The following is a 23665-nucleotide window of genomic DNA, read 5'->3' as shown; positions in this document are numbered from 1 at the left end:
ACGCCGGATGCGCGCTAGGGCTGCGACTGCTGCCGTCGCTTCCACCATCGCACGGCTTGCTTCGCGCCGGCCTCTGACAGATCGCGCGGGTATCCCATCCCGACGAAGTGGTTGACAGCCATCGGTTCCAAAATGGTGGCCACGGGGTCTGTGAAATCTGCGAATTGCCCGCTGATTTCCAGCGTGACGAAGCCGTGGACGAGACTCCACAGTTCTGCCGCCATCTGCTCTCCCGCGATCGGCGACACCCCCGTGCGAGCCAATTTCTCGCAGGTGGCGGCCAGGACGGCATAGGCGGGACCGAACCCGTCGGTGGACATCCGATTCGTCGAAGCGACGTATCGGTACGTGCCCCGAGTGGAGAGGCCGAACATCATGTCGTAGAGGTGGGCGTTGCGTTGGGCAACATCGCGGGTGCTCAGTGCCATTGCGAACAACTGTGCGCCCGGGTTCATTCGTGCCGCTGATGCTGCGAGCAATGCAGCACGAAGGTTGGCGTATCCGCGGATGACGACCTCTTGCAACAGTTCCTGCAAACCGCCGAAGTGGTGATAGATGGTGATCGTCGAGACGCCGGCGCGATCGGTGATCGTCCGCACCTTCAACTCGCTCGGACCGGCATCGGCCAGCAACTCCATCGCCGAGCGGATGAGCCGCTCGCGGACGGGTTCGTCGTCGACGCTCCCGACGAGGGGCGTGTGAGCGGATGCCATGAGTCGATCGTTTCACATCGGGACGGGACACCCGGCTGACGGCACAGGGGACCGCTTCGGGGTGCACGGCAGGCAGCGTCTGCTATAACTTCATTATGTCTCTCACCCGCCCACTCTCCACTAGCGCCGTCAACAAGACGGCCGTCCTCGCGACGCTCTGTCTAGCGGTATTCATTGTCAACGTGTCCACGACCGTCATCAACATCGCTCTGCCCACGCTGGTCAGGGAGCTGGGGGCCAGCACCCGGGACCTGCTCTGGATCGTCGACGCGTTCAATCTTGCGTTCGCCGCGCTGGTGCTGGCGGGTGGATCGCTCAGCGATCGATTCGGTCGTCGTCGGCTCCTGCTGCTCGGACTCGTCATCTTCGTCGCGGCATCCGCAGGCGGAGCGCTCAGCGGCAGCCCCGGCGTACTCGTCGCCTGGCGCACACTCGCCGGTGTCGCCGCTGCACTGGTTTATCCGGTAACGCTGTCGATCCTCGCCAACGTGTTCACCGATCGGACCGAACGGGTGAAAGCTCTCGGGTTGTGGGGAGCGGCCACCGGCCTTGCGGTGGCCACCGGTCCGGTCGTCGGTGGTGCCCTGATCGAGCACTTCTGGTGGGGATCGATTCTCGTCTTCAACGGCATCGCTGCGGCGGTCACGCTGTTCTTCGCCGCGCGCTTCATCCCCGAGTCGCGCGACCCCGCTACGCCGCCGCTCGACTACGTCGGCCTCGTACTGTCGACCGTCGCACTCGGCACGCTCGTGTACTCGATCATCGAGGCACCCGACCGCGGATGGGGCTCGCCACCTACCGTGATCGGCTTCGTGGTGGCTGCGGTGGTGTCGACTGTGTTCGTCATCCACGAGATCCGGAGCGACCATCCCATGCTCGATGTCAGGTTGTTCGCGAACATGCGGTTCACCGCCGCAAGTGGAGCGGTCACCGGCGGATTCTTCGCCCTGTTCGGCTTCATCTTCCTGGTCACCCAGTACTTCCAGTTCGTGCGCGGGTACGGCGCTCTGGAGACCGGCGTCCGAATCCTGCCGGTCGCGGGCTCGATCGCGGTGGCGGCGCTCGTCGGGCCTCGGATCGCCGTCGCAATCGGCACGAAAGTGGTCGTCGCCTTCGGATTGTTCTCTCTCAGCGTCGCATTCGTGTGGGCGTCGACTCTCTCTGCCGACGCCGACTACTGGGTCATCCTGCTTCAGATGCTCCTGTTGGGTGGCGGCATCGGACTGACCGGCACGCCGGCAACCGAAGCGATCATGGGTGTGGTGTCACCGGACAAGGCCGGCATGGGGTCGGCGGTCAACGACGCCACGCGTGAGCTCGGCGGCACCCTCGGCGTCGCGGTGATCGGATCGGTCGCACTGTCCGCGTATCGCGATCATCTCGATGTCGGATCCTTTCCCGAGCCGCTGCGGGAGCCCGCGAGCGAATCGGTCGGCGCGGCACTCTTCGCTGCCGACAGGGCGGCGGAACTGTTCGGTCAGGCCGGTGCCGATGTAGGCGCACGACTGACAGAGGTCGCAAGGGTGGGCTTCGTCGACGGAATGTCGCTCGGATGCATGGTCGCGGGAGGCGTGACTGCCGCTGCTGCCGTTCTCACCCTCATTTTTCTGCCTGCCCATCCCGTCGCGCACGATGACATCGATGCCGAACTAACCGGTCCGGATGACGCGACGGAGAGCACGGTCGCTCGGGGCAGCGCTCGCTGAACCGCTGCGCAGAAGCACGAAAGCCCCGACCAGGTTTCCCCGGTCGGGGCTTTCTTTCGTGTCTCAACCACGAGTCGGGGTGGCGGGATTCGAACCCACGACCTCTTCGTCCCGAACGAAGCGCGCTACCAAGCTGCGCCACACCCCGTGATCGAACACCGCCCTTTCAGGCAGCCGTTCGACTCTATCGCACCACTGCTTCGGAACGCGAAACGCCCAGCTCAGGAGCCGTGCGATCCGGCCTGTCCGCGGGAATCAGCGTGATCAACGTGGCCTCCGGGCGGCAGCAGAACCGGTACGGCGCATACGGCGACGTGCCCAGACCGGCGGAGACGTGCAGGCGGGTGTGCTCGCCCCACCGCGAGGGACCCTTCACACGTGAGCGGTCGAGTTCGCAGTTGGTCACGAGCGCTCCGTAGAACGGAACGCACAGCTGGCCGCCGTGCGTGTGCCCGGCGAGGACGAGGTCGTATCCGTCGGCGGCGAACTTGTCCAGGACTCGGGGTTCCGGCGAATGCGTCAGACCGATGCTGACGTCGGCGACCGGGTTCGGTGCGCCGGCAACCGTGTCGTACCGGTCCCGCTTCAGATGTGGATCGTCCACTCCGGCCGTGGCGATCCGTACCCCGGACACCTCGAGTTCGCGGCGCACGTGTGTCACGTCGAGCCACCCGCGCTCGGTGAACGCGGCTCGCAGATCCTGCCAGGGCAGGGGGTCGCCGAAGACCTTCTTGTGGTTCTTCCGGAAGTACTTCAACGGGTTCTTCGGGACCGGCGCGAAATAGTCGTTCGACCCGAAGACGAACAGACCCGGCCGACCGAGCAATGCCCCGAGCGACTGGACGACCGCGGGAACCGACTTCTGGTGGGACAGGTTGTCCCCGGTGTTCACCACCAGATCGGGCTCGAGGCGATCGAGCTCACGGATCCAGTTCTGCTTCAGTTTCTGGTTCGGCATCATGTGGAGGTCGCTGATGTGCAGCACGCGCAGCGACGAGGTGCCCGGCGCGAGAACCGGCAACGTCGTCTCGCGGAGCGCGAACGCGTTGCGCTCGATCGTCGTGGCATAGGTCAGGCCCAGGGCGGCAGATCCCGCGGCGAGTGCGGCGACACCACCCGGAGTCGCAAGAGCGCGGGCAGTGGATCCGAGTGCCGACCGCGAGGTCAACGAGCGCGAATTCACCGTGATGCGAGGCGATGCTGATGTACCGGACACCTCTTCGACAGTACCGTTCCGTGCATGGCCGAGAACTGTGACATGGAAAAGCGTTTGCGAACCGACCTCACGACATCGATGAAGGCGAAGGACAAGCTCCGCACGGCAACTCTGCGGATGTTGCTGGCAGCAGTACAGACCGAGAAGGTCTCGGGCAAGGAAGCGCACGAGCTCACCGACGACGACGTGCTGCGCGTGCTGGCGAAGGAGTCGAAGAAGCGCGGCGAGTCGGCCGAGATCTACACCCAGAACGGACGCGGCGAACTCGCGGCGACCGAGCACGCCGAGGCGCAGATCATCGACGAGTACCTGCCCACTCCGCTGACCGACGCGGAACTGGCCGATGTCGCCGACACGGCGATCGCCCAGGTGGCCGAGGAACTCGGTGAACGCCCGGCGATGCGTCAGATGGGCCAGGTCATGAAAGCCGCCACGGCGATCGCCGCGGGCAAGGCCGACGGCTCCCGTATCTCGGCAGCTGTCAAGGCCCGTCTCTGACTCGATCTACCTCTAGCGCGGCGGCGCTGTCAGCCCGGGGATCGCCGGAATGGTGACCCCGGGCGGCAGTGCCGGTAGCTGGATACCGGGTGCGGGCGCAGCCGGTGCGGCGCGCACCGATCCGTCGCTGATGTAGAGCGTGACCGTCGAGCCGGGAACGGCCGAACCCGACGGAGACGTACTGACCACCGTCCCGCGGCCGGCGGACGACGCGCTCGTCGCGATCTGCACCCGGAAGCCTGCGGCCTGGAGTTGCGACGTGGCCGAATTCTGAGTGAGTCCGGTGACGTCGGGAACCTGGCCGTTGGCGGAACCGCGGACGTACTTCTGATCCACCGCGGGCAGTGCGATGTCACCGAAGTTGGTCGCCACCGGATCCATCGCGTCGTACCAGGTCCGCGCGGGTTCGTTTCCGCCGAAGAGGTTTCCCGACCCGCAGGGGCGGAGCGGGAAGGAGCAGATCTCGCTCGGGGTGGGCGAGTCGCCGTACGTGTAGGCGGCCGCCGCGTATCGGTTGGTGTATCCGAGGAAGCCGGACGAGCGGTGCGACTCGGTCGTCCCCGTCTTGCCGGACATCGGCAGTGACCATCCGACCGACGACGCAGCCGACGCCGACGTGCCGCCGGGCTGATCGTCCTTGCTCATCGCGTTGGCGAGCGTGTTCGCCAGGCCCGGCTCGACGACCTGCTCGCATCCCTGCTCGGTGATGGGAATCTGCTTGCCGCTGCGATCGAAGACGCTGTCGATGGGCGTCGGCGGGCACCACTTTCCGCCCGAGGCGAGGGTCGCGGCCACGTTCGAGAGCTCGAGCGGGTTCACGTACGTCGGTCCCAGCGTGAAGGAACCGAGGTTCGCTTCCTTCTGGTAGTCCGCGAGGCTCTGGTCGGTTCCCTGGCCCGCGGTGCCCGGGAGCGTGTAGGACCGCAGTCCCAACCGGACGGCCATGTCGACCGTGGGGGTGACGCCGACGGATTCGATGAGCTTGACGAAGGCGGTGTTGGGGGACTGGGCGAGTGCGTCGGTCACCGACAACGACTGCGGGTAGTTACCGGCGTTGGTGACGCAGTAGGTGGACGGAGGGCAGCCACGAGCGCCGCCGTCTCCGAGACCCTTGACCTCGACGCGGCTGGGAACCTGCAGCACTGCCGAGGTCCCGAGGCCCTGTTCCATCGCCGCGGCGGTGGTGAAGATCTTGAAGATCGAGCCCGCGCCGCTGCCGACCAGCGAATACGGCTGGGGTTGGACGGTCTCGTTCGCGTCACCGTTCAATCCGTACCGACGCGAGGAGCCCATCGCGAGGATGCGGTGCGAATCCTGTCCGGGCGCGATCACGTTCATGACCGTGGCGACACCGTCGAGGTTCGGGCTGCTGTTGCTGGTGAGCGAGGAGTTGGTGGAGTTCTGGACGGCCGGGTCGAGCGTGGTCTTGATCAGGTAGCCGCCCTTGTCCACCTGCTCCTTGCTGATGCCGGCGTCGGCCAGGTACTGCAACGCGTAGTCGCAGAAGAACCCGCGGTCACCGGCGGAGATGCACCCGCGGGGCAGCTGGTTGGGTTCGGGGAGAACGCCGAGAGGCTCGGCCTTGGCCGCCTGGATCTCGGAGGCGCGCTCGGGGATGTTCTGGATCATCGTGTCCAGAACCGTGTTCCGACGCTCGGTCACGCCCTCGACGTTCGTGTACGGGTTGAGCGCCGAGCTGGACTGCACCATGCCGGCGAGCATCGCGGCCTGCGTGAGGTTCAACTGGCTGGCATCGATGCCGAAGTACGTCTGCGCGGCGTCCTGGATTCCGTAGGAGGAGTTACCGAACGGCACCAGGTTCAGGTAGCGCGTGAGGATCTCGTCCTTGGTCAGACGCTTGTCCAGCGTCAGGGCCATGCGGATCTCGCGGATCTTGCGGGCGGGCGTGGTCTCGATGGCCGCCCGACGCTCGGCGTCCGTCTTGGCGACGACGAGCAACTGGTAGTTCTTCACGTACTGCTGGTCCAGTGTCGATGCGCCCTGCTGGACCTGACCGCTGGTGGTGTTGGTGAGGAACGCGCGCACCGTGCCCTGCCAGTCGACGCCCTCGTGCTCGGCGAAGCGCCGGTCCTCGATGGAGACGATGGCGAGCTTCATCTCGTTGGAGATGCGGTCGCTGGGTACTTCGAAGCGACGCTGCTCGTACAACCACGCGATGGGGTTGCCTGCCGAATCCACCATCGTCGAGACGGCCGGGACCGTTCCCTCGACCAGTTCGGCGGACACGTTGTCGACGGTGTCGGCTGCGCGGTTCGACGCGAAACCGAAGCCGCCGGCGAGCGGGAACATGACTCCGGCGAGCAAGGCGCCGGCCAGGGCGGAGCATCCCGCGAGTTTTGCGACTGTCTTGGCGATCGGCACGGTCTACAGAGTACGTGGCGAGGACCGACATGCCCGCTTCTCTTACACGGTGCTCGCCGATGTGACCCACTGACCAGGGAATATGTGATCGACCGCACGGGCGTACCAGAAAAGTGATCCCCCACCTTGCTTCGCTCGTGGGCTTTCCCCTACATTGATGGACATGATGTGATTCAGATAACAATCACATCGGTTAGTGGGGTGCTCCTCAGTTCGTTGTGCAGCGGGAGCTGTCACACACGGGGACGCCCGGAACGCCAGAAACACCGGTGTTCTCCGACGGTAAGGGGTCAACAATGCACACAGGAACGTCGAATGCCGCGCTCGACATCGGGGAAGCCGAAGCGCGCATCGCATGGGTATCGCAGGCTCGATGCCGAGGAGTAGACCCTGACCAACTGTTCGTGCGCGGTGCCGCGCAACGCAAAGCAGCGACGATCTGCCGTCACTGCCCGGTCCTGATGCAGTGCGGTGCGGATGCGCTGGACAACCGCGTCGAGTTCGGCGTCTGGGGCGGCATGACGGAGCGTCAGCGTCGAGCCCTCATCAAGCAGCATCCCGAGGTCGATTCCTGGTCGGAGTTCTTCGAGACCCAGAGGCATCACCAGTCGGCAGTCTGACCCGGCCGTCAGTTCTTCTTCGTGATCTCCCACCGTGATGTCCGATTCGCGGTGGGAGATTTGCGTAGGTCCGGTGTGAACACTCGATGAACCCCTGGCGTCGCGTCGAGGTCCGGACCCTCACAGCGGCGTGACGCTCGCTGTCAGCACGGCGGTGATCGCACCCGCCGGTGTCGACAGATTTCAGCTCGCTGCGATGTTGTTGTGAGGCAACAGGATCGGACCCTCCGGACATTCCGTGACGGCCGGTATTCTGCCTCCACGCTCCGCCCGGTCCTCTGACCTGGCCGAATGTCGACAGTCGCCGCTCCGACGCGCACTCTCCGCGACGATTTCCACACGACGACCCGACCGGTGCACGCGCTGTGGCTGCGGGCGCCGATGCGCTCCGATTCCGCCGTCACCCAACCCTCGCTGTCGGCCTCCCGTTCGCCCGGGCGTCGATTGACACCGGTCACGGCTCACCGTTGAATCCTGCTCGGCACATCGGCTTTCGATCCTCGTTCCTCGATCGGGTCGATACGCCATGCCGTGAATCCGACGATCGGCGCGGATTCGCTCCCCCTGCGAAAAGGACTCGACGGCCATGAAGATGAACAAGATTGCGGTTGTCGCCGCGATGACGATCGCGTCGTTGGGCGCAGCGTCCGCGACCGCATACGCAGACCCCGCACCGCAGCCTGCTCCCGAGGTGCACTGGAACGCTGTCGCTGCCGGCACCAGCCTGCTCGTGACCACCGATTCCGGCACGCTTAGCAACGAGAACAACCACCTCGTGATCCGCGACGCGTCGGGTGTCATCGTCGACTCCGTGCCGCTCGCCCTGGCCGTCGACGGCCTGGCACACCCGGTGTCCGCTCAGGTCGAGGGCAACACCGCCACCCTCGCCGTCGATGCCGCAGCCCCGACCACGCCGGTCTACGACATTCCCGGCCTGACCCGGGTGGACCTTCCCGCTGCAGTCGCCGGCGTCAAGGACAACCTGAGCCTGACAGCGTCGATCGGCGGATTCCTCGGCGGTGCAACCGGTCTCGTGGGCGGATGCCTCCTCGGTGCCGCTGCTGCCGGCGTCGTGTCGGCACCCGTCGCCCTGCTGTTCGGTGCCGGACCGATCGCCGGATGCATCGGCGGCGCGCTGCTGCTCGGTGCCGGTGGATCGCTCGCCGGAACCGCCATCGGCGGACTCGGCTCGGCAGTGGCCAACGCGCAGCAGTTCGTCACGCTGCTCGAAGCTCCGCCCGCAGTGAAGAAGTAGTCACCCCATGAGGCGACTGCTCACGACCACTCTCGCGGTCTCCGCTGTCCTCGCCTCGCTCGCACTCGGCGGTGGAGGCCATGCCTCCGCCGCCGAGCGCGTGGTGCTGGGGGGTGGCTCGGGAATCGTTCTGACGCAGGGTGATCAGCAAACCCTGTGCAGTCTGACCGTCATCGGCAACGACAGCGAGAACCGGATCGTCGGACTCACGGCGGGACACTGCGGCGACGTGGGAGACGCGGTCGCGGCGGAAGGCGATCCCGAATCCGTCGGCCGTATCGCCACGGTTCTGCCCACCTACGACACGGCGGTCATCGAGTTCGACGCGGCGCGTGTCGCACCCGTCTCGACGGTCGGAAGCACCACGATCGCCGGTATCGGTGATCCCGCACGTCTCGCGGACACGGTCTGCAAGCAGGGACGTACGACCGGGTCGAGCTGCGGGTTCTCCTACGGTGATCTGCTCCACTCGCATCAGATCTTCGCGCAGATGTGTGTGAACTCGGGGGACTCCGGCGCCCCCGTCGTCCTCGGAACATCGTTGGTGGGCATGGTGAATGCCTACCTCGTAGCGCCGTGCGTCGGACCCGCGGTGATCACCGACATCGTGGCCGTTCTCGGTGAGATCGACCGTGTCGGTGGACCGGGCGCAGGTTTGCGTCCCGCGGCCTGACGAGCTGTCAGGCGGTGCCGGTGAGCTGATCGGCCACCGCGCGGAGGGCATCGAGGTCGGAGACCTCGAACGGTAGCGACGGCACTCCGACCACCGGCACCTGCGGATGCGCGGCGGTGAATCGGCGGAGCAGTCCTATCTCGCGTTTCGCGGTCACCGCTCGATGTGCGTGTACGCGAAGCACTCCCGCAGCCAAGGCGGCGTCGTCGGTACCCAGTTCGTCGAGTCGGTCGGCCGCCGTGCGCGCGTGGTCGGCCGACAACGAACTCAGGGTGGGGTGCGTGCGGTTGAGCACCAGCCCGGCGAGGGGCATCCCGTCCTCGGTGAGACGGTCGACGAAGAACGATGCCTCTCGCAGAGCATCCGGTTCGGCGGCCGCGACGACGACGAAGTGCGTCCCGTCCTGACGCAGCAACTCGTACGTGTGTCGCGCGCGTTCGCGGAACCCGCCGAACATCGAATCGAGTGACTGCACGAAAGCCGAGGCGTCGGACAGCATCTGGCTCCCGACGATGGAGGAGACACCCCTCATCGCCAGACCGAACGCGCCGGTGAGCACTCGTCCGATTCCGCGACCCGGTGCCATCAGCAGCTTGATCATGCGTCCGTCGAGGAACGATCCCAGACGCTGCGGTGCATCGAGGAAGTCGAGGGCGTTGCGCGACGGCGGAGTGTCCACCACCACCAGGTCCCAGTCGCCACTGGACGCCAGCTGGCCCAGCTTCTCCATCGCCATGTACTCCTGCGTGCCCGAGAACGACGACGCCACAGTCTGATAGAAGGAATTGTCCAGGATCTGACGGGCCTTCTCGGGCGTCGAATGCTCGATCACCATCTCGTCGAACGTACGACGCATGTTCAGCATCATGGCGTGCAGTTCGCCGGTCGCACCGGGGCCCAGGGCCACCGGCTGCGGGGAGTTGTCCAGCTCGCCGACTCCCAGCGCCTGCGCGAGCCGTCGTGCCGGGTCGATGGTCAGGACCACGACACGCCGACCGCTCTCCGCGGCGCGCAGTGCCATGGAAGCGGCAGTCGTCGTCTTGCCCACCCCACCGGATCCGCAGCAGACCACGATGCGAGACGCGGGATCGGTGAGGATCCGCGAGATGTCCAGCGTGGGAACGGTGCTCATCGCACTCCCTGTTCCGTGAGGTGTTGGGCGAGCTCGTACAGTCCGCCGAGGTCCATGCCGTCGGCAAGTGCGGGAAGCGTGAGGCGGGGGACGTCCAGGTCCGCCAACCGTCGCTCGCTCTCGCGCTGCGCGTTCAGAGTCGACGCGTGTTCGATCGACTCGGTGAGCAAGCCCGCGAAGTCGTCCGCGCTCAACGTGATCCCGACGTCGCCGAAGTTCTTCTCGATCGCCGCCGAATCCAGGTCGCCGGCCGCCGCGCCCGCCAGCGTGTCCGGCGGAAGGAACGAGGTATCCCCGCGATTGACGACGACGGTGCCCAGTCGCAGGTCTGCGGCAGCCAATTCCTCCGCGGCGTCGGCAGTTTCCTGCACGGGCAGAGCTTCGAGCAGGGTGACCAGATGCACCAGTGTCTGCTCGGAGTGCAGCAACTTGACGACGCCTTCGCTCTGCGAGCGCACGGGGCCCGTCTTGGCCAGATCCCGCATCGCCGTCGTCACGTCGAGGAAGCTGCCGATGCGTCCCGTCGGAGGGGAATCGACCACGATCTCGTCGTAGAGCGGACGGCCGTCCTTACCGATGCTCACCGCGCGCTCCTTCACCTTGCCGGTGAGCAGCACGTCCCGCAGGCCCGGCGCGATGGTGGTCGCGAATTCGATGGCGCCGACGCGTCGCATGGCCCGGCCGGCGAAACCCAGGTTGTAGAACATGTCGAGGTATTCGAGGAAGGCGGTCTCGATGTCGATGGCCAACGCGTAGACCTCGCCGCCGCCCTCGGCGGACGCCACCTTGGTGTCCACCGGCTCCAGCGGGGGCACGTCGAAGAGTTGGGCGATGCCCTGTCGCCCTTCGACCTCGACCAGCAGAACCTTGCGTCCGCCCGCTGCCAGAGCGAGTGCGAGAGCCGCCGCGACGGTGGACTTACCCGTCCCACCCTTTCCCGACACGAAGTGCAGACGTGCTCGATCCGCTTCGGGTGGCCATCCGGTGGGGTGCGACGTCGCACCTGCTGTCTCCGACACCCCTCGACACTACTGATACCGGACACCGGCGTTCTATAGGCTCAGCACATGAGCGCATCGACGACGTGGGAATACTTCACCGCACCCCTGCTGATCCACAACACCAAAGCCATCCTCGACAACTTCGGTGCCGACGGGTGGGAACTGGTCACGGTGATGCCCGGCCCCACCGGCGAGAACCTGGTCGCCTATTTCAAGCGTCCCAAGAGCTGACATGGGGGCCACGGACAAGCTCGCCGAGCTGGGGCTGACTCTTCCTCCCGTGGTGCCGCCGGTGGCGTCGTACGTCCCGGCCGTCCGGTCGGGCAACCACGTCTACACCTCGGGGCAGTTGCCGATGGTCGACGGCACGCTGACAGCCGTCGGCAAGGTCGGCGCCGACGTGACCGCCGAGGACGCCACCGCGGCGGCCCGAACCTGCGCACTGAACGCGCTGGCGGCGATCGACGCCCTCGTGGGGATCGAGAAGATCGTGCGCATCGTCAAGGTCGTCGGTTTCGTGGCGTCGGCACCGGGCTTCACCGGTCAGCCCGGCGTCGTCAACGGTGCATCCAACCTGCTCGGCGACGTGTTCGGCGACGCCGGCATCCATGCGCGGTCGGCGGTCGGAGTGGCGGAACTGCCCCTCGGCGCGGCCGTCGAGGTGGAGATGATCGTCGAGGTCAGCGACTGACGAGAGTCCGGCACTGTTCGATGACCCGCTGCAACTCCACGCCGCGGTGCGCCGAACACTCGTGCGGCACTCCGGTGCGCACGGAATTCAGGAACTCGTCCAGCAACACCGCATAGCAGTGGTCGGGCGGAGTGGTCCGGTCGGACAACTCGACCAGTCCGCCCGATCCGCTCGCGCTCACCCTCAGGACCGACGGGCGGACCGGCGTCCGCATCGACATCGTGACCAGACTCGTACCCCGCTGTGCATGGGTCAGCGCCAGTGACCACGTGTCGGACTCCTCGTCGCGTCGCGCGGAGTCGACGGACGTGACCGGCCCCAGCACCGCCATCGCCAGATCCAGGACGTGCGGGCCGACGTCCATCAACGCGCCGCCCTCCTGACGCCACGTCGATCCGGCGTACACCCCGCCGAGCAGCGCACCGGACAACCACGTCGCGGTGACGGTGGCGACGTCCGTCCCCGCGACGGCTGTCAGAAAGTCGCGTGTCTCGGGAGCGAAACGACGGGTCAGCGTGACCATCGACGAGACACCGGCCATGTCGATCGCCGAGGCGAGCGTCTCCGCGTCCCGTGCCGACGCGGCAATCGGCTTGTCCAGCAATACGTGTCGGCCCGCGGCGACGGCGCGCATCGCCAGGTCGAACTGGATGTCCGGGGGAACGGCGAACGCGACGGCGTCGACGGCGTCGATCAGGGCGTCCACGTCATCGAAGATCCGAGTGCCCGGTGCTGTCTCGGCGGCAGCGTCCGGTCTCCGGGCCCAGATGCCGGCGAGCTCGACGTCGGGATGAGCCCCGATGGCGGGTGCCGCTGCTTGTCGAGCCCAGGGACCGGCTCCGATCAGTCCGATTCTCATTCCGCGAGCCTAGGTGCTCGCATCTCGTCCGCGCGGGACGGTCGTGGCAAGGTGGTTCCATGGAATCGGAGAAGCATCCTGCGTACGAGCGGCTGCGTCGGGTCACGCCGACGGCCTCGGTCCTGCTGGCGGACAACCCCGGCAAGATGACCCTCGACGGGACCAACACCTGGATCCTCCGAGCGCCCGGCCGTGACGACTGCATCGTGGTCGATCCCGGTCCTCGGAAGCGCTCGCACGTCGATCTGGTGGCTGCTCACGGGCCTGTCGCGCTGGTGTTGATCACCCATCGTCACCACGACCACACCGGCGGCATCGCCAGGCTGCACAAGCTCACGTCCGCTCCGGTACGCGCTGTCACGCCCGCACACTGCCGCGGCGACGCGGCGCCCCTGGTGGACGGCGAGGTGATCTCGGCGGCGGGTGTGGAACTGACGGTCGCGGCGACACCCGGTCACACGGCGGACTCGATCAGTCTGGTCATGGAGGACGCGGTCCTGACCGGCGACACCATTCTGGGCTCCGGGTCGAGCGTCCTCGACGGCAAGGACGGCAGTCTGGCCGACTACCTGTCCTCGCTCGACCGCCTGGAGCAGCTCGGGGAGGGCCGGGTCGCCCTTCCGGGCCACGGACCCGACCATCCGGACACAGCTGTGCTGGCGCGCACCTACCGAGCGCACCGTGAACAGCGGCTCGACCAGGTGCGCGAGGCACTGTCGGTGATCGGCGCGGACGCCACACCCTTGAAGGTGGTGCGCCACGTGTACGCCGATGTGGACAAGAAGCTGTGGCCGGCGGCTCGTATGTCCGTCAAGGCCCAGCTCGAGTATCTGAGAAGTTAGCGGGCGCGCCGGGCGAGTCGCTCGGAGTCGGAGATCAGCACGCTCTTGCCCTCGAGGCGCAGCCATCCGCGGTGAGCGAAGTCGGCGAGCGCCTTGTTGACCGTTTCGCGGGATGCGCCGACGAGCTGCGCGATCTCTTCCTGCGTGAGGTCGTGGACGACGCGGAGCGAACCCGCCTCCTGCGTGCCGAAACGCTGTGCCAGCTGCAGCAGAGCCTTGGCGACGCGGCCGGGGACGTCGGTGAAGATGAGGTCGGCGAGGCTGTTGTTGGTGCGACGCAGACGACGAGCGAGCACGCGCAGAAGCTGCTCGGCGATCTCGGGGCGCTGGTCGATCCAGGCCTTGAGCGCTTCGCGGTCCATGCTCACGGCGCGGACCTCGGTGACCGTCGTGGCGGTCGAGGTGCGGGGGCCCGGGTCGAAGATCGAGAGTTCACCGAACATGTCGGACGGTCCCATGATGGTCAGCAGGTTCTCGCGACCGTCGGGTGAGCGGCGTCCGAGCTTCACCTTGCCGCTGACGATGATGTAGAGCCGGTCTCCGGGCTCACCCTCGTTGAAGACGACATGACCGCGAGGAAAGTCGACCGGCTGCAGCTGCTTGGTCAGAGCCGACACCGCGGACGGCTCGACTCCCTGGAAGATGCCGGCTCTTGCCAGTACCTCGTCCACGTGTACTCCTTGCGCTGAAAGATCGGCCGATCTACGAATATGAACTCGGTCGTACTCTACGTCGCGACAGCGTCCTAGGAGTGATCACAGCCACCATCGACGCGTCGCGGCTCCGCCGGAGGTGTCAGCTGGCGCGACGTTCACGATCGGCGAGGAGTGCGACATCGTCGTCGATCACGTCGCCACCGCGGCGACGTCGACTACGGAAACGTGCGAGTGCGTGCGGAAATCCTTCCGCGGCGAGCGTGGCGACCTCGGCCGAGCTGGCGGAATCCAGGAATTCCTGGACTTCCTGCTCGCGGACACCGACGCGGTTCAGGCGCGCCTCGAAGCGTTCCATGGCGAGAGCGAACAGCATCAGCAAGACCGGGAACAGAACCACAGCGAGTGCTTGCATACCGAGGAGTAAACACTGTCGACGTCTCGAAAAGAACACGGCGGGGTCACCGACGCGGACACGATCGCCGTGTGTTGTCAGGGGCATTCCGTAGAGTCGTGGCGTGCAGAAATCATCCGGCGACACCTCCCACGTGGGCAAACGCGACGAGTCCGCCCTCGCCCTCACACGGCGGGCGCGCCGGATGAATCGGAGCCTCGGAGTGGTGTTCCCGCACGTCTACTGCGAGCTCGATTTCACCACTCCGCTCGAACTCGCGGTCGCCACCATCCTGTCGGCGCAGTGCACCGACAAGCGGGTGAACGAGGTGACGCCGCCCCTGTTCGCGGCGTACCGGTCGGCCCGCGACTACGCAGAGGCGGACCGCACCGAGCTCGAGGAGTACATCCGGTCCACGGGTTTCTACCGGAACAAGGCGAACTCGCTCATCGGCCTCGGCCGGGAACTGCTCGAGCGGTTCGACGGCGAGGTCCCCGCATCGCTGAAAGATCTGGTGACGCTTCCGGGCATCGGACGCAAGACGGCCAACGTCGTGCTGGGCAATGCGTTCGACATCCCGGGCATCACCGTCGACACGCACTTCGGGCGGTTGGTGCGTCGATGGGGATGGACGGACCTCGAGGACCCGGTCAAGGTCGAGCACGCCGTCGGTGAGCTGATACCCCGAAAGGAATGGACGATCCTGTCCCACCGGGTGATCTTCCACGGTCGACGCGTGTGTCACTCCCGGACGCCGGCGTGCGGCGTCTGCATCCTGGCCAAGGACTGCCCGTCCTACGGTCTGGGTCCCACCGACAAGGTGAAGGCCGCGGCCCTGGTCAAGGGTCCCGAGACCGACCACATCCTGGAACTGGCGGGCATCGAGTCGTGAGCAGATCGTCCGCAGCGAGGTGGAGCCTCGCCGCGCTGGTCGTCGTCGTCGCCCTGATCGTGGCCATCTGGCCGCGTGGCTCCGACGAGGGCACGGGCCCCACCAGCTTCGCCGACTACCGCGACACCTTCGGCACCACCGCGACGGACGATGCGACGGCATCGAATCTGGCGCCCCTGCGCGAGCGCGCCGACCTCGCGGCGTGCCCCCAGCCGGCTCCGGACGCGGCGTCATCGGGTCCCCTGGCAGGTGTCCGCACCACCTGCCTGGCCGACGGGTCGCCCGTCGACATCGGAGCGGCGATCGCCGGGCGTCCGACGGTGGTCAATCTGTGGGCGTACTGGTGCGGTCCGTGCGCCGAGGAGCTGCCGTTCATGGCGCAGTACGCGGAACGCGCAGCGGGTGCCGTTACCGTGTTGACGGTGCACGAGGATCCCCAGCAGGGCAACGCCCTGGCCCGCCTGTCCGACTACGGCGTCCGGTTGCCCGGAGTCCAGGACGCGTCCGCGTCGGTGGCCGCAGCGGTCGGTGCGCCCGCCGTGCTGCCCGTGACGGTCCTCGTCGCCGCGGACGGAACCGTCGCCAAGGTCCTGCCGCAGCCGTTCCGGTCCGTCGACGAGATTGCCGCCGCCGTGTCCGACTACCTCGGAGTCGCTGCGTGAGCACCCCTGCGTGGCTCACCCGCATCGCATCCGTCGAGTCCGTCGACGACGAGGCCGGCAATCCGGTGATCGCCCGGCACGCCCCCGACGGCACAGTGGTCCGTCCCGCGTCGGTACTCGTTCTGTTCGGCGGCCGTCCGGATTCGCTCGAGTTGCCCTCCGACGCGAGTGTCCTTCTGACGCAACGTGCCTCGTCGCTCCGGCAGCATCGCGGTCAGGTCGCGTTTCCCGGCGGTGCGGCGGACCCGGGCGACGACGGACCCGTCGGTACGGCCCTGCGTGAGGCGCAGGAGGAGACGGGCGTCGACCCGTCGGGTGTCGAGGTGCTCACGGTTCTCGAGTCGATCTTCGTGCCGCCCTCCGGGTTCGAGGTCACGCCGGTGGTGGCGTACTGGCGTACCCCGAGTGCCGTGGCCGTTGTCGACACCGGGGAGACCGAACGCGTCGTGGCGGTGCCGTTGACCGACCTGCTCGATCCGAGCAACAGATTCGTGGTGCGTCACCCCATGGGATATCGGGGTCCGGCGTTCGCAGTGGAAGGAATGCTCGTGTGGGGTTTCACGGCCGGAGTGCTGTCGGGCGTTCTCGAGACGGCGGGGTGGAGTGCCCCGTGGGACAACGGCGACGTCCGTGACCTCGAGACGGCCCTCGCGGCCGTCGGAGAGGAACTGCACCCGTGACCGGCTCCACGTGGCTCGACATCGGTGTGCTCCTGGTGGCGCTGCTCGCGGCGTCGTCGGGGTGGCGGCAAGGCGCCGTGGCGTCGGCGTTCGCGTTCTTCGGTGTGGTCCTGGGCGCCGTCGCCGGCATCCTGCTCGCGCCACGGGTTCTCACCCATGTCGACGAAGGTCGCATGCGCGTCCTCGTCGGTATCGGTCTGATCGTCCTGATGGTGATCGTCGGTGAGATCGCCGGCATGGTGCTGGGTCGCGCTCTCCGCAGCGGTATCCACAGTCCCGCGGCGCGGTCGATCGACAGCCTGATCGGTGCCGGTCTGCAAGCCGTCGCCGTTCTCGTGGCGGCATGGTTGCTCGCGATTCCGCTGACAGCGGCGTCTCAGCCCCAGATCGCCGCGGCAGTCCGGGGATCCTCGATCCTCGGAGCGGTCGACGACATCGCCCCCGAGTGGGTGCGCGAGATCCCCAACGACTTCTCCGCCCTGCTCGACACCTCCGGACTGCCCGACGTCATCGGTCCCTTCGGGCGTACACCCGTCGCCGACGTGGGTCCGCCCGATCCCAGTGTTCTCGCATCGCCCGTCGCGGCCGACCTCCAGGACAGTGTGTTGCGGATCCGCGGCATCGCCGAGAGTTGCCAGAAGGCGCTCGAGGGATCCGGATTCGTCATCGGTCCCGGCCGCGTCATCACCAACGCGCACGTCGTCGCGGGCACGTCGTCGGTGGTGGTGGACACCGACGCGGGTGCGCTCGATGCCGAGGTCGTGCTGTTCGATCCGTCGGTCGACATCGCCGTCCTGAATGTCCCGGATCTGCAGGCCGAGGTCCTGCCGTTCGTGACCGAGAGCGCGGACCCGGGTACCGACGCCGTCGTGCTGGGGTATCCGGGAGGCGGGCCGTACACGGCGTCGCCGGCCAGGGTGCGCGAGACGCTGAACCTGACGGGTCCGAACATCTACCGCACGGGAACGGTCGACCGGGAGGTCTACACCGTGCGGGGGTCCATCCGACAGGGCAATTCGGGCGGTCCTCTCGTCACCACGGACGGCCGAGTGCTCGGTGTGGTGTTCGGTGCGGCCGTGGACGATTCGGATACCGGATTCGTGCTCACCGCGTCGGAAGTCGCCGATGAGGTGGCACGGGGGCTGCAGAACGGGGTTCCTGCCGGTACCGGCTCCTGCGTCGCCTGAGACCCCCGCGCAGGACATGCCGTAGGGCGCACTTACCGCGTACGGTGACCTGAGGCGGTGCGTGGTCCGACAACCCACATCGCCCGGCTCGACGGGGGGAGCAGCCGATGCGCGATTGTCGACACCATGACTCTGCCGGTGTAGAAGGGGCTCCAGGTCGCCACCACGTGTGGTCGATTGGGAATCTGCGGCACGGGGAAGTAGACGACGAGATGCAGACGGGTCGTCACGGGTGACGGCCACGACAACAGGAGAGAAGGAAAGGATGAGCCGCGGCAGCGGTCGCCGGTCACGTATGACCGGTGGCTCCTTCGACATGCGGTCGAAGGCTGTCATGGCCAGCGCATCGGGTGCGCTTCCTCTCCTGATCATCGCCATCGTCCAGCCCACGTTCATCCGTCCGGGCACGCTGCCGGTCCTGGCCGTCATCGTCGCCTTCACGCTGGTCACCGTCGCCGTCACGTTGCGGTCCGGGCGACTGTCGGACAGACAGTTCACGATCCTCGGATCGGGCGGCATGGTGGGTGTCGCGATCTCCGCGTTCCTCATCGCCGACCCGTCCGGTTCGCGTGCCGTCACGGCGATGCTGGCCGTCGTACCCGCCATCGCGGCGTCCGGGTCGCCTCCCCGCGTCACCGTCTCGCTCACCAGCGCTGCCGTCGTCCTGGCGACCGCGCTGAGCATCAACGGTTCCGAGGGCGCGGTGCGGTTCGTCGCCGCCGGTGCTGCCGTGACGACGGTGGTCGTTCCGGCAATCCTCATCGCGACCATGCGCAGCTCGCTCGAGGCGGTCACCGCGCGTCTCGAGACGCTGGCCAACACGGATCCGCTGACCGGCCTGCTCAACCGCCGCGGGATGTTGCCGCGCGTGCAGACCATGCTCGACGAGGCGTCGGAAACCAGTAACTCGATCGTCGTCTCTCTCGTGGACGTCGACCACTTCAAGTCCGTCAACGACACCCGCGGGCATGCTGCCGGAGACGTCGTCCTGACGACGGTCGCCGAGGCCATCGCGGCATGCGTGCCGGAGGACGCCGTGGTCGCTCGACTCGGCGGCGAGGAGTTTCTCGTCCTGGGACTGAGCAAGTCCGTCGCGGGACTCGAGGACGACATTCTCGAGAGTGTCCGGTACGCGTGCGACGTGACGGTCAGTATCGGTGTGGCACAGGCGAGTGTGGTGTTCGACGAGAACGGTGCGAACGACGTCGAGGCCACCCTGGACCGGTTGACGTACGCGGCCGATCGCGCGCTCTACTCTGCGAAGACTGCCGGCCGCGATCGTGTCGCGTTCGCTCTGGAGGATGTGGTGCTGTGGGCGTCCGCGACGTCACAGCGCCGCGACCGGACCGAACCGCTGCCTCGCCCGACGACCAGCTGACAGAGCGACAGGAGTGGTGAGTGTGAGCGAGCATGTGGTCCTCGATACCTCCGACGAGGACGACGCAGCCCGGATCGAGCATCTGCTCGGCACGGAGGCGGTCCTGGACTCCACCGACGGACAGCTGGCGTCGCTCCGTGAGTTGATGCCCACTCCGCCGGACGATCTGCTGTCCGAACCGACCCGCTGGGTGCACTATCCGTGGCGGCGCTCGATGGTGCGCGTCCTCGGACCGCGCGGCTTCCGGCGGCTCCGTCTGGACAGGAACCGCAACAAGATCACTCTCGACGAGCAGAACGCCGCGGTCGGCATCCGGATCGGCGTGGTGGGCCTGAGCGTCGGTCATGCGGTGGCGCACACGCTGGCGCTCGAGGGTCTGTGCGGCGAGCTCAGACTCGCCGACTTCGACGAACTCGATCTGTCGAACCTGAACCGGGTACCCGCGACCGTCTTCGACCTCGACGTCAACAAGTCCGTTCTGGCAGCTCGTCGTATCGCCGAGCTCGACCCGTACCTCGCGGTCGGCACGTTCGAGCGAGGTGTGGACGAGTCGACTCTCGACGCGTTCCTCGACGGCCTCGACATCGTCGTCGAGGAGTGCGACTCCATCGACGCGAAGATGCAGGTCCGTGAACACTGTCGGCGCCGCGGCATCCCGGTGATCATGGAGACCAGCGACGGCGGCGTCCTCGACATCGAACGATTCGACCTCGAACCGGACAGGCCGTTCTTCCACGGTCTCCTCGGTGATGTCGACGCCGCGTCGGTGGCAGGGATGTCACCACGGGAGAAGGCTCCGCTCGCGGGTCGCATCCTGGGGATGGACAGCATCACGGCGCGGATGGCCGCCTCACTGCCCGATATCGGGACGTCGCTGTCCACGTGGCCGCAGCTCGGGAGCGACGTGGCGCTCGGCGGCGCATCCGTCGCAGCGGTGGTCCGGTTGTTCGGTCGAGGGACCCCGCCGCCCTCCGGGCGTGTGCGCGTCGGCCTGGAGACGATCATCGAGCGGGACCTTCTCGACCCACTCGCCGGCTGACGTCAGCGCAGGTGGTCGACCAGGATGTCGGCTACCTCGTCGGGGCGTTCCTGATGCACGTAGTGGCCGGACCCGGCAACCGTGTGCTCGATCAGACGCGGCGCCCACCTCACGTCGCGCCGGGCAGTCGCTGCCAGCACGTACGGGTCGTCGGATCCGAGTATCTGCACGGCCGGAAGATCGAGTGTCTTGTCGACGGCGGCGCGGAATCGTCGGCCGTCGGAGCGGAACTGGCTCCGGAAGGCCCACCGCTGATATTCCAGAGTGCTGTGGGCGACGCCGGGAATGCGGATCGCCGAGCGCATCCGGGACATGACGTCGCCGAACTCCTCGCTCCGTTGCCACTGCTCCGACGAGCGGCTGCGCACCAGGCGCTCCACTTCCAGGCCGTTGTCGGCGGTGAGCGTGCGTTCGGGGACGCGGGGAATCTGATAGCGCAGGAACGACGGCATCAACGCGGACCGCTGCGCTGGATCGCGCGTCGCAGCGCGGCGAAGCGAGATCGGGTGCGGCGACGCGATGAGGGCGATCGAGCGCACCGCGCGGGGATGCAGTGCTGCGGTCGCCCAGCACACGAGTCCACCGTCGGCGTGTCCCACCAGCGCCGCGTCGTCGTGACCGAGCGCTCGAACGAGTCCGGCGATGTCTCCGGCGAGTGTCCACCCGTCGTATCCGCGGGGCGGCTTGTCGCTGTCGCCGTATCCGCGCAGGTCGACCGCGACGGCATGGAACCCGGCAGCGCCGAGTGCCCTGAGCTGGTGCCGCCACGACCACCAGAGATCGGCGAACCCGTGCACCAGGATCACCAGGGGAGCCGCCTCACGCGTCGCAGCCACCGGCTCCACCTCGACGACGTGGAAACGGATGCCGTTGGCGCGGACGTCGCGATGCTGCCACGGTCCGGGGTACCGGACCGTGGACGGATCGGGTGCTGCCACTGCGCGCTGACTCAGCGCGACAGCGGAGCGCGCACGTCCAGCGCGTCCAACTGCTTCGCCGAGGAGTCGCCCTGACCCGGGAGTACGGACGACGCGGCCTTGAGCGAATCGATCGTCTTGGCCGGCTTGCGCAGTTTCTTCACTCGCAGGTAGCCGAGGAACGCGAGCAGCGCGGTGATGACGATCATGATCAGGAAGACGATCAGGAAGGCGAGCCAGCGCGTGACCCAGACGTTGAGCAGCTCCGCGAGGAAGAAGAAGAAGAAGAACGAACTGAAGATGAGGACTGCCAGCGCGAGGATGAACAGGACGCTGCCCTGCAGGCCCTTCTTGATCTCGCCGGTGACCTCGGCCTTGGCCAGCTCGACCTCGGCGCGGACCAGAGTCGAGACCTGCGCGGTCGCGTCCTTGACCAGCGTGCCGATGCTGGCGGTGGACGGATTGCTGCGGCTGTCGACATCCGTCAGCGGGATCGAGGAGATGCTGGCCGGTGCAGTCGTCTGACCACCCTTGTCGGTGCCTCGGCTGCTGCTCACGTGCGAATCCCTTCGATGTGCTGACTTCTGGCGCGGTGGGTCCTGGTCTCGAACTGAACCGTTACGGACTGAACCCACCCTATGTCCTTACCCGGTCCGCGCTCACCCTATCGCCGTCGGGCGACAGTGCTCCGGCCGCGGGTTGGGACCGGTCACGAACCGAGTGGACGGTATCGGTCCTGAACTCACATGTCGTCCGGTAACTTCCTGCTGACGAACCCGCCTCCTCACCAGGAGGCTTTCCGCAAACAGGAGCCCAATCCGTGACAAGTACATCAGCGGACCGCATGCCGAACGCCGACGGTTCCCGCGTCTCCGGTCCGACGTCCGACGACGTGGACGGCGTACCCCGCAGCCGCATCGTCATCGCCTCGATGGTCGGAACGTCCATCGAGTTCTTCGACTTCTACATCTATGCGACGGCCGCCGTCCTGGTCTTCCCGCGCCTGTTCTTCCCCGCGGGCAACGACACGACTGCGCTCCTCGCCTCGTTCGCGACCTTCGGGTTGGCGTTCGTCGCCCGCCCCATCGGTTCGGTTCTGTTCGGGCACTTCGGTGACCGCATCGGCAGGAAGGCGACCTTGGTCGGGTCCCTGCTCACCATGGGTATCGCGACCTTCCTCATCGGACTGCTTCCCACCTACGACAGCGTGGGCATCATCGCCCCGATGCTGTTGGCGCTCATGCGTTTCACGCAGGGTGTCGGCCTGGGCGGCGAGTGGTCGGGCGCCGCACTGCTGGCGACCGAGACCGCCAAGGAGGGCAAGCGGGCCTGGGCCGCGATGTGGCCGCAGCTCGGCGCGCCCATCGGCTTCCTGATGGCCAACGGCATCTTCCTGATCCTGACGTTGTCGCTGGACTACGACTCCAAGACCTCCGGTGCCGATCACGCGTTCCTCACCTGGGGCTGGCGAGTGCCGTTCCTGCTCAGCGCCATCATGGTGATCATCGGCCTGTACGTGCGTCTCAAGCTCGAGGAGACGCCGGTGTTCAAGCGCGCCGTGGCCAACGGCCAGCGCGTCAAAACGCCTGTGGCAGAAGTCTTCAAGACCAGCTGGCGTCCGCTGATCCTGGGCACGTTCGTCATGCTCGCGACGTACACGCTGTTCTACGTCATGACGACGTGGGTGGTCAGCTACGGCACCGGCAAGGTGGTCGATCACAGCGGTGTCGCCGTGACCATCGCCTACACCGACTTCCTCGGTCTGCAGCTCATCTCGGTGTTGTTCTTCGCCGCATTCGTCCCGGTCTCGGGATGGCTCGCCGATCGGTTCGGCCGCCGCATCACGCTGATCGTCATCACCACCGCGATCATCCTGTTCGGCCTGTCGTTCAAGTGGTTCGCCGCTCCCGAGTCCGCGACCGAGAGCCGGATGCTGCTGTTCATGTGCGTCGGGCTGGCGCTGATGGGTCTGACCTTCGGACCGATGAGTGCTGTTCTGCCCGAGCTGTTCCCGACCAACGTGCGCTATACCGGATCGGGAATCTCGTACAACACCGCCAGCATCCTGGGTGCTGCGGTGGCACCGTTCATCGCGACCTGGTTGGTGAACTCGTACGGCGTCGCGTGGGTGGGCGTGTACCTCGCCATCGCCGCGGCGCTGACCCTGTTCGCGCTCGTCGTCATGAAGGAGACGCGCGGACGAGACCTCGACGCCGTGTCCTGACCGGTGACAGCAGAAAGGGGCTCGTGCACACGGTGCACGAGCCCCTTTCTC

General features: G+C 67.0%; 25 protein-coding genes and 1 tRNA gene. 15 read left to right on the top strand and 11 right to left on the bottom strand.

The genetic code is table 11. The annotated features are described in order from the left end of the window. Positions 1 to 14: 14 nt before the first annotated feature. The gene (locus ASG64_RS08520; protein ID WP_042575294.1) at positions 15 to 713 is read right to left on the bottom strand and encodes a TetR/AcrR family transcriptional regulator; all 699 of its coding nucleotides are present in this window, start codon (positions 711 to 713) and stop codon (positions 15 to 17) included. A 95-nt stretch (positions 714 to 808) separates the two neighbouring features. Between ASG64_RS08520 and ASG64_RS08515 the strand changes: the two genes are divergently transcribed. After that, positions 809 to 2419, top strand: a complete 1611-nt coding sequence (locus ASG64_RS08515; protein WP_056072050.1) for an MFS transporter — start codon at positions 809 to 811, stop codon at positions 2417 to 2419. A 74-nt stretch (positions 2420 to 2493) separates the two neighbouring features. On the opposite strand, the gene ASG64_RS08510 is transcribed toward ASG64_RS08515, so the two are convergent. Together ASG64_RS08510 and ASG64_RS08505 are read right to left on the bottom strand one after the other, a co-directional pair. Further along, positions 2494 to 2567: transfer RNA gene (locus tag ASG64_RS08510), tRNA-Pro, on the bottom strand. Between the two features lie 36 nt (positions 2568 to 2603). Next, positions 2604 to 3500, bottom strand: a complete 897-nt coding sequence (locus ASG64_RS08505) for a metallophosphoesterase (protein ID WP_235579549.1) — start codon at positions 3498 to 3500, stop codon at positions 2604 to 2606. Positions 3501 to 3677: 177 nt separating this feature from the next. Between ASG64_RS08505 and ASG64_RS08500 the strand changes: the two genes are divergently transcribed. Beyond that, positions 3678 to 4133, top strand: a complete 456-nt coding sequence (locus tag ASG64_RS08500) for a GatB/YqeY domain-containing protein (protein WP_442971130.1) — start codon at positions 3678 to 3680, stop codon at positions 4131 to 4133. A gap of 12 nt (positions 4134 to 4145) precedes the next feature. Here the strand turns inward: ASG64_RS08500 and ASG64_RS08495 are convergent, their stop codons facing one another. Next, positions 4146 to 6515, bottom strand: a complete 2370-nt coding sequence (locus ASG64_RS08495; RefSeq protein WP_197074799.1) for a penicillin-binding protein — start codon at positions 6513 to 6515, stop codon at positions 4146 to 4148. Between the two features lie 296 nt (positions 6516 to 6811). On the opposite strand from ASG64_RS08495, the gene ASG64_RS08490 reads away from it, so the two are divergent. From ASG64_RS08490 to ASG64_RS08475, 3 genes are all read left to right on the top strand, one after another. Continuing rightward, a complete protein-coding gene (locus ASG64_RS08490; protein WP_042575723.1) occupies positions 6812 to 7135 on the top strand; it encodes a WhiB family transcriptional regulator in 324 nt (107 codons plus the stop codon). A gap of 586 nt (positions 7136 to 7721) precedes the next feature. Beyond that, positions 7722 to 8390, top strand: coding sequence for a hypothetical protein (locus ASG64_RS08480; protein ID WP_056072039.1), 669 nt, complete (start codon positions 7722 to 7724; stop codon positions 8388 to 8390). A gap of 7 nt (positions 8391 to 8397) precedes the next feature. Continuing rightward, positions 8398 to 9063 (top strand): hypothetical protein, encoded by a 666-nt coding sequence (locus tag ASG64_RS08475; protein ID WP_056072036.1) that lies wholly within the window; start codon positions 8398 to 8400, stop codon positions 9061 to 9063. Positions 9064 to 9070: 7 nt separating this feature from the next. Here ASG64_RS08475 and ASG64_RS08470 read toward each other — a convergent pair whose 3' ends face one another. Together ASG64_RS08470 and ASG64_RS08465 are read right to left on the bottom strand one after the other, a co-directional pair. Next, complete coding sequence (locus ASG64_RS08470; RefSeq protein ID WP_042575727.1) at positions 9071 to 10195, bottom strand: ArsA family ATPase; 1125 nt, start codon at positions 10193 to 10195, stop codon at positions 9071 to 9073. Next, on the bottom strand, positions 10192 to 11214 hold the full coding sequence (locus tag ASG64_RS08465) for an ArsA-related P-loop ATPase (RefSeq protein ID WP_056072033.1): 1023 nt from the start codon (positions 11212 to 11214) through the stop codon (positions 10192 to 10194). Before ASG64_RS08465 ends, ASG64_RS08470 begins: the two co-directional genes overlap by 4 nt. A gap of 48 nt (positions 11215 to 11262) precedes the next feature. Here ASG64_RS08465 and ASG64_RS21885 point away from each other — a divergent pair, with 48 nt between their 5' ends. Next, positions 11263 to 11427 (top strand): hypothetical protein, encoded by a 165-nt coding sequence (locus ASG64_RS21885; RefSeq protein ID WP_197027831.1) that lies wholly within the window; start codon positions 11263 to 11265, stop codon positions 11425 to 11427. Position 11428: 1 nt separating this feature from the next. Beyond that, positions 11429 to 11887, top strand: coding sequence for a RidA family protein (locus ASG64_RS08460; RefSeq protein ID WP_056072030.1), 459 nt, complete (start codon positions 11429 to 11431; stop codon positions 11885 to 11887). Here the strand turns inward: ASG64_RS08460 and ASG64_RS08455 are convergent. Beyond that, positions 11877 to 12746: a Gfo/Idh/MocA family protein gene (locus ASG64_RS08455; protein WP_056072028.1), complete on the bottom strand. Its 870-nt coding sequence runs from the start codon at positions 12744 to 12746 to the stop codon at positions 11877 to 11879. The two genes, ASG64_RS08460 and ASG64_RS08455, sit on opposite strands and share 11 nt — an antisense overlap. A 59-nt stretch (positions 12747 to 12805) precedes the next feature. On the opposite strand from ASG64_RS08455, the gene ASG64_RS08450 reads away from it, so the two are divergent. Then, positions 12806 to 13588: an MBL fold metallo-hydrolase gene (locus ASG64_RS08450; RefSeq protein ID WP_056072025.1), complete on the top strand. Its 783-nt coding sequence runs from the start codon at positions 12806 to 12808 to the stop codon at positions 13586 to 13588. Here ASG64_RS08450 and ASG64_RS08445 read toward each other — a convergent pair. Both ASG64_RS08445 and ASG64_RS08440 read right to left on the bottom strand, forming a co-directional pair. Next, on the bottom strand, positions 13585 to 14259 hold the full coding sequence (locus ASG64_RS08445; RefSeq protein WP_042575732.1) for a Crp/Fnr family transcriptional regulator: 675 nt from the start codon (positions 14257 to 14259) through the stop codon (positions 13585 to 13587). The two genes, ASG64_RS08450 and ASG64_RS08445, sit on opposite strands and share 4 nt — an antisense overlap. Before the next feature lie 124 nt (positions 14260 to 14383). Continuing rightward, on the bottom strand, positions 14384 to 14656 hold the full coding sequence (locus ASG64_RS08440; protein ID WP_056072022.1) for a hypothetical protein: 273 nt from the start codon (positions 14654 to 14656) through the stop codon (positions 14384 to 14386). 184 nt (positions 14657 to 14840) lie between these two features. On the opposite strand from ASG64_RS08440, the gene nth reads away from it, so the two are divergent. The 6 genes from nth (at position 14841) to ASG64_RS08410 (ending at position 20473) form a co-directional block, all read left to right on the top strand. Continuing rightward, on the top strand, positions 14841 to 15527 hold the full coding sequence (gene nth / locus ASG64_RS08435) for an endonuclease III (protein WP_082043199.1): 687 nt from the start codon (positions 14841 to 14843) through the stop codon (positions 15525 to 15527). After that, complete coding sequence (locus tag ASG64_RS08430; RefSeq protein ID WP_056072019.1) at positions 15524 to 16189, top strand: TlpA family protein disulfide reductase; 666 nt, start codon at positions 15524 to 15526, stop codon at positions 16187 to 16189. Before nth ends, ASG64_RS08430 begins: the two co-directional genes overlap by 4 nt. Beyond that, the gene (locus tag ASG64_RS08425; protein WP_052493328.1) at positions 16186 to 16869 is read left to right on the top strand and encodes an NUDIX hydrolase; all 684 of its coding nucleotides are present in this window, start codon (positions 16186 to 16188) and stop codon (positions 16867 to 16869) included. The genes ASG64_RS08430 and ASG64_RS08425 overlap by 4 nt, the downstream gene beginning before the upstream one ends. Then, complete coding sequence (locus tag ASG64_RS08420) at positions 16866 to 18056, top strand: MarP family serine protease (RefSeq protein ID WP_042575736.1); 1191 nt, start codon at positions 16866 to 16868, stop codon at positions 18054 to 18056. Before ASG64_RS08425 ends, ASG64_RS08420 begins: the two co-directional genes overlap by 4 nt. Positions 18057 to 18321: 265 nt before the next feature. Continuing rightward, the gene (locus ASG64_RS08415) at positions 18322 to 19434 is read left to right on the top strand and encodes a GGDEF domain-containing protein (RefSeq protein ID WP_056072016.1); all 1113 of its coding nucleotides are present in this window, start codon (positions 18322 to 18324) and stop codon (positions 19432 to 19434) included. A gap of 22 nt (positions 19435 to 19456) precedes the next feature. Then, the gene (locus tag ASG64_RS08410) at positions 19457 to 20473 is read left to right on the top strand and encodes an Rv1355c family protein (RefSeq protein WP_082518359.1); all 1017 of its coding nucleotides are present in this window, start codon (positions 19457 to 19459) and stop codon (positions 20471 to 20473) included. A 2-nt stretch (positions 20474 to 20475) separates the two neighbouring features. Here the strand turns inward: ASG64_RS08410 and ASG64_RS08405 are convergent, their stop codons facing one another. Together ASG64_RS08405 and ASG64_RS08400 are read right to left on the bottom strand one after the other, a co-directional pair. Then, positions 20476 to 21411, bottom strand: a complete 936-nt coding sequence (locus ASG64_RS08405; RefSeq protein ID WP_056072010.1) for an alpha/beta fold hydrolase — start codon at positions 21409 to 21411, stop codon at positions 20476 to 20478. Between the two features lie 11 nt (positions 21412 to 21422). After that, entirely contained in the window at positions 21423 to 21947 is a 525-nt protein-coding gene (locus ASG64_RS08400; RefSeq protein WP_056072007.1) for a phage holin family protein, read from the bottom strand. Between the two features lie 287 nt (positions 21948 to 22234). On the opposite strand from ASG64_RS08400, the gene ASG64_RS08395 reads away from it, so the two are divergent. After that, a complete protein-coding gene (locus ASG64_RS08395) occupies positions 22235 to 23614 on the top strand; it encodes an MFS transporter (RefSeq protein ID WP_056072004.1) in 1380 nt (459 codons plus the stop codon). Positions 23615 to 23665: the final 51 nt, after the last annotated feature.

It is taken from the genome of Rhodococcus sp. Leaf247 (assembly GCF_001426185.1).
GTDB lineage: Bacteria > Actinomycetota > Actinomycetes > Mycobacteriales > Mycobacteriaceae > Rhodococcoides.
Note: the sequence above shows the minus strand (reverse complement) of the source record. Positions and strands in the feature narration are given on the sequence as shown.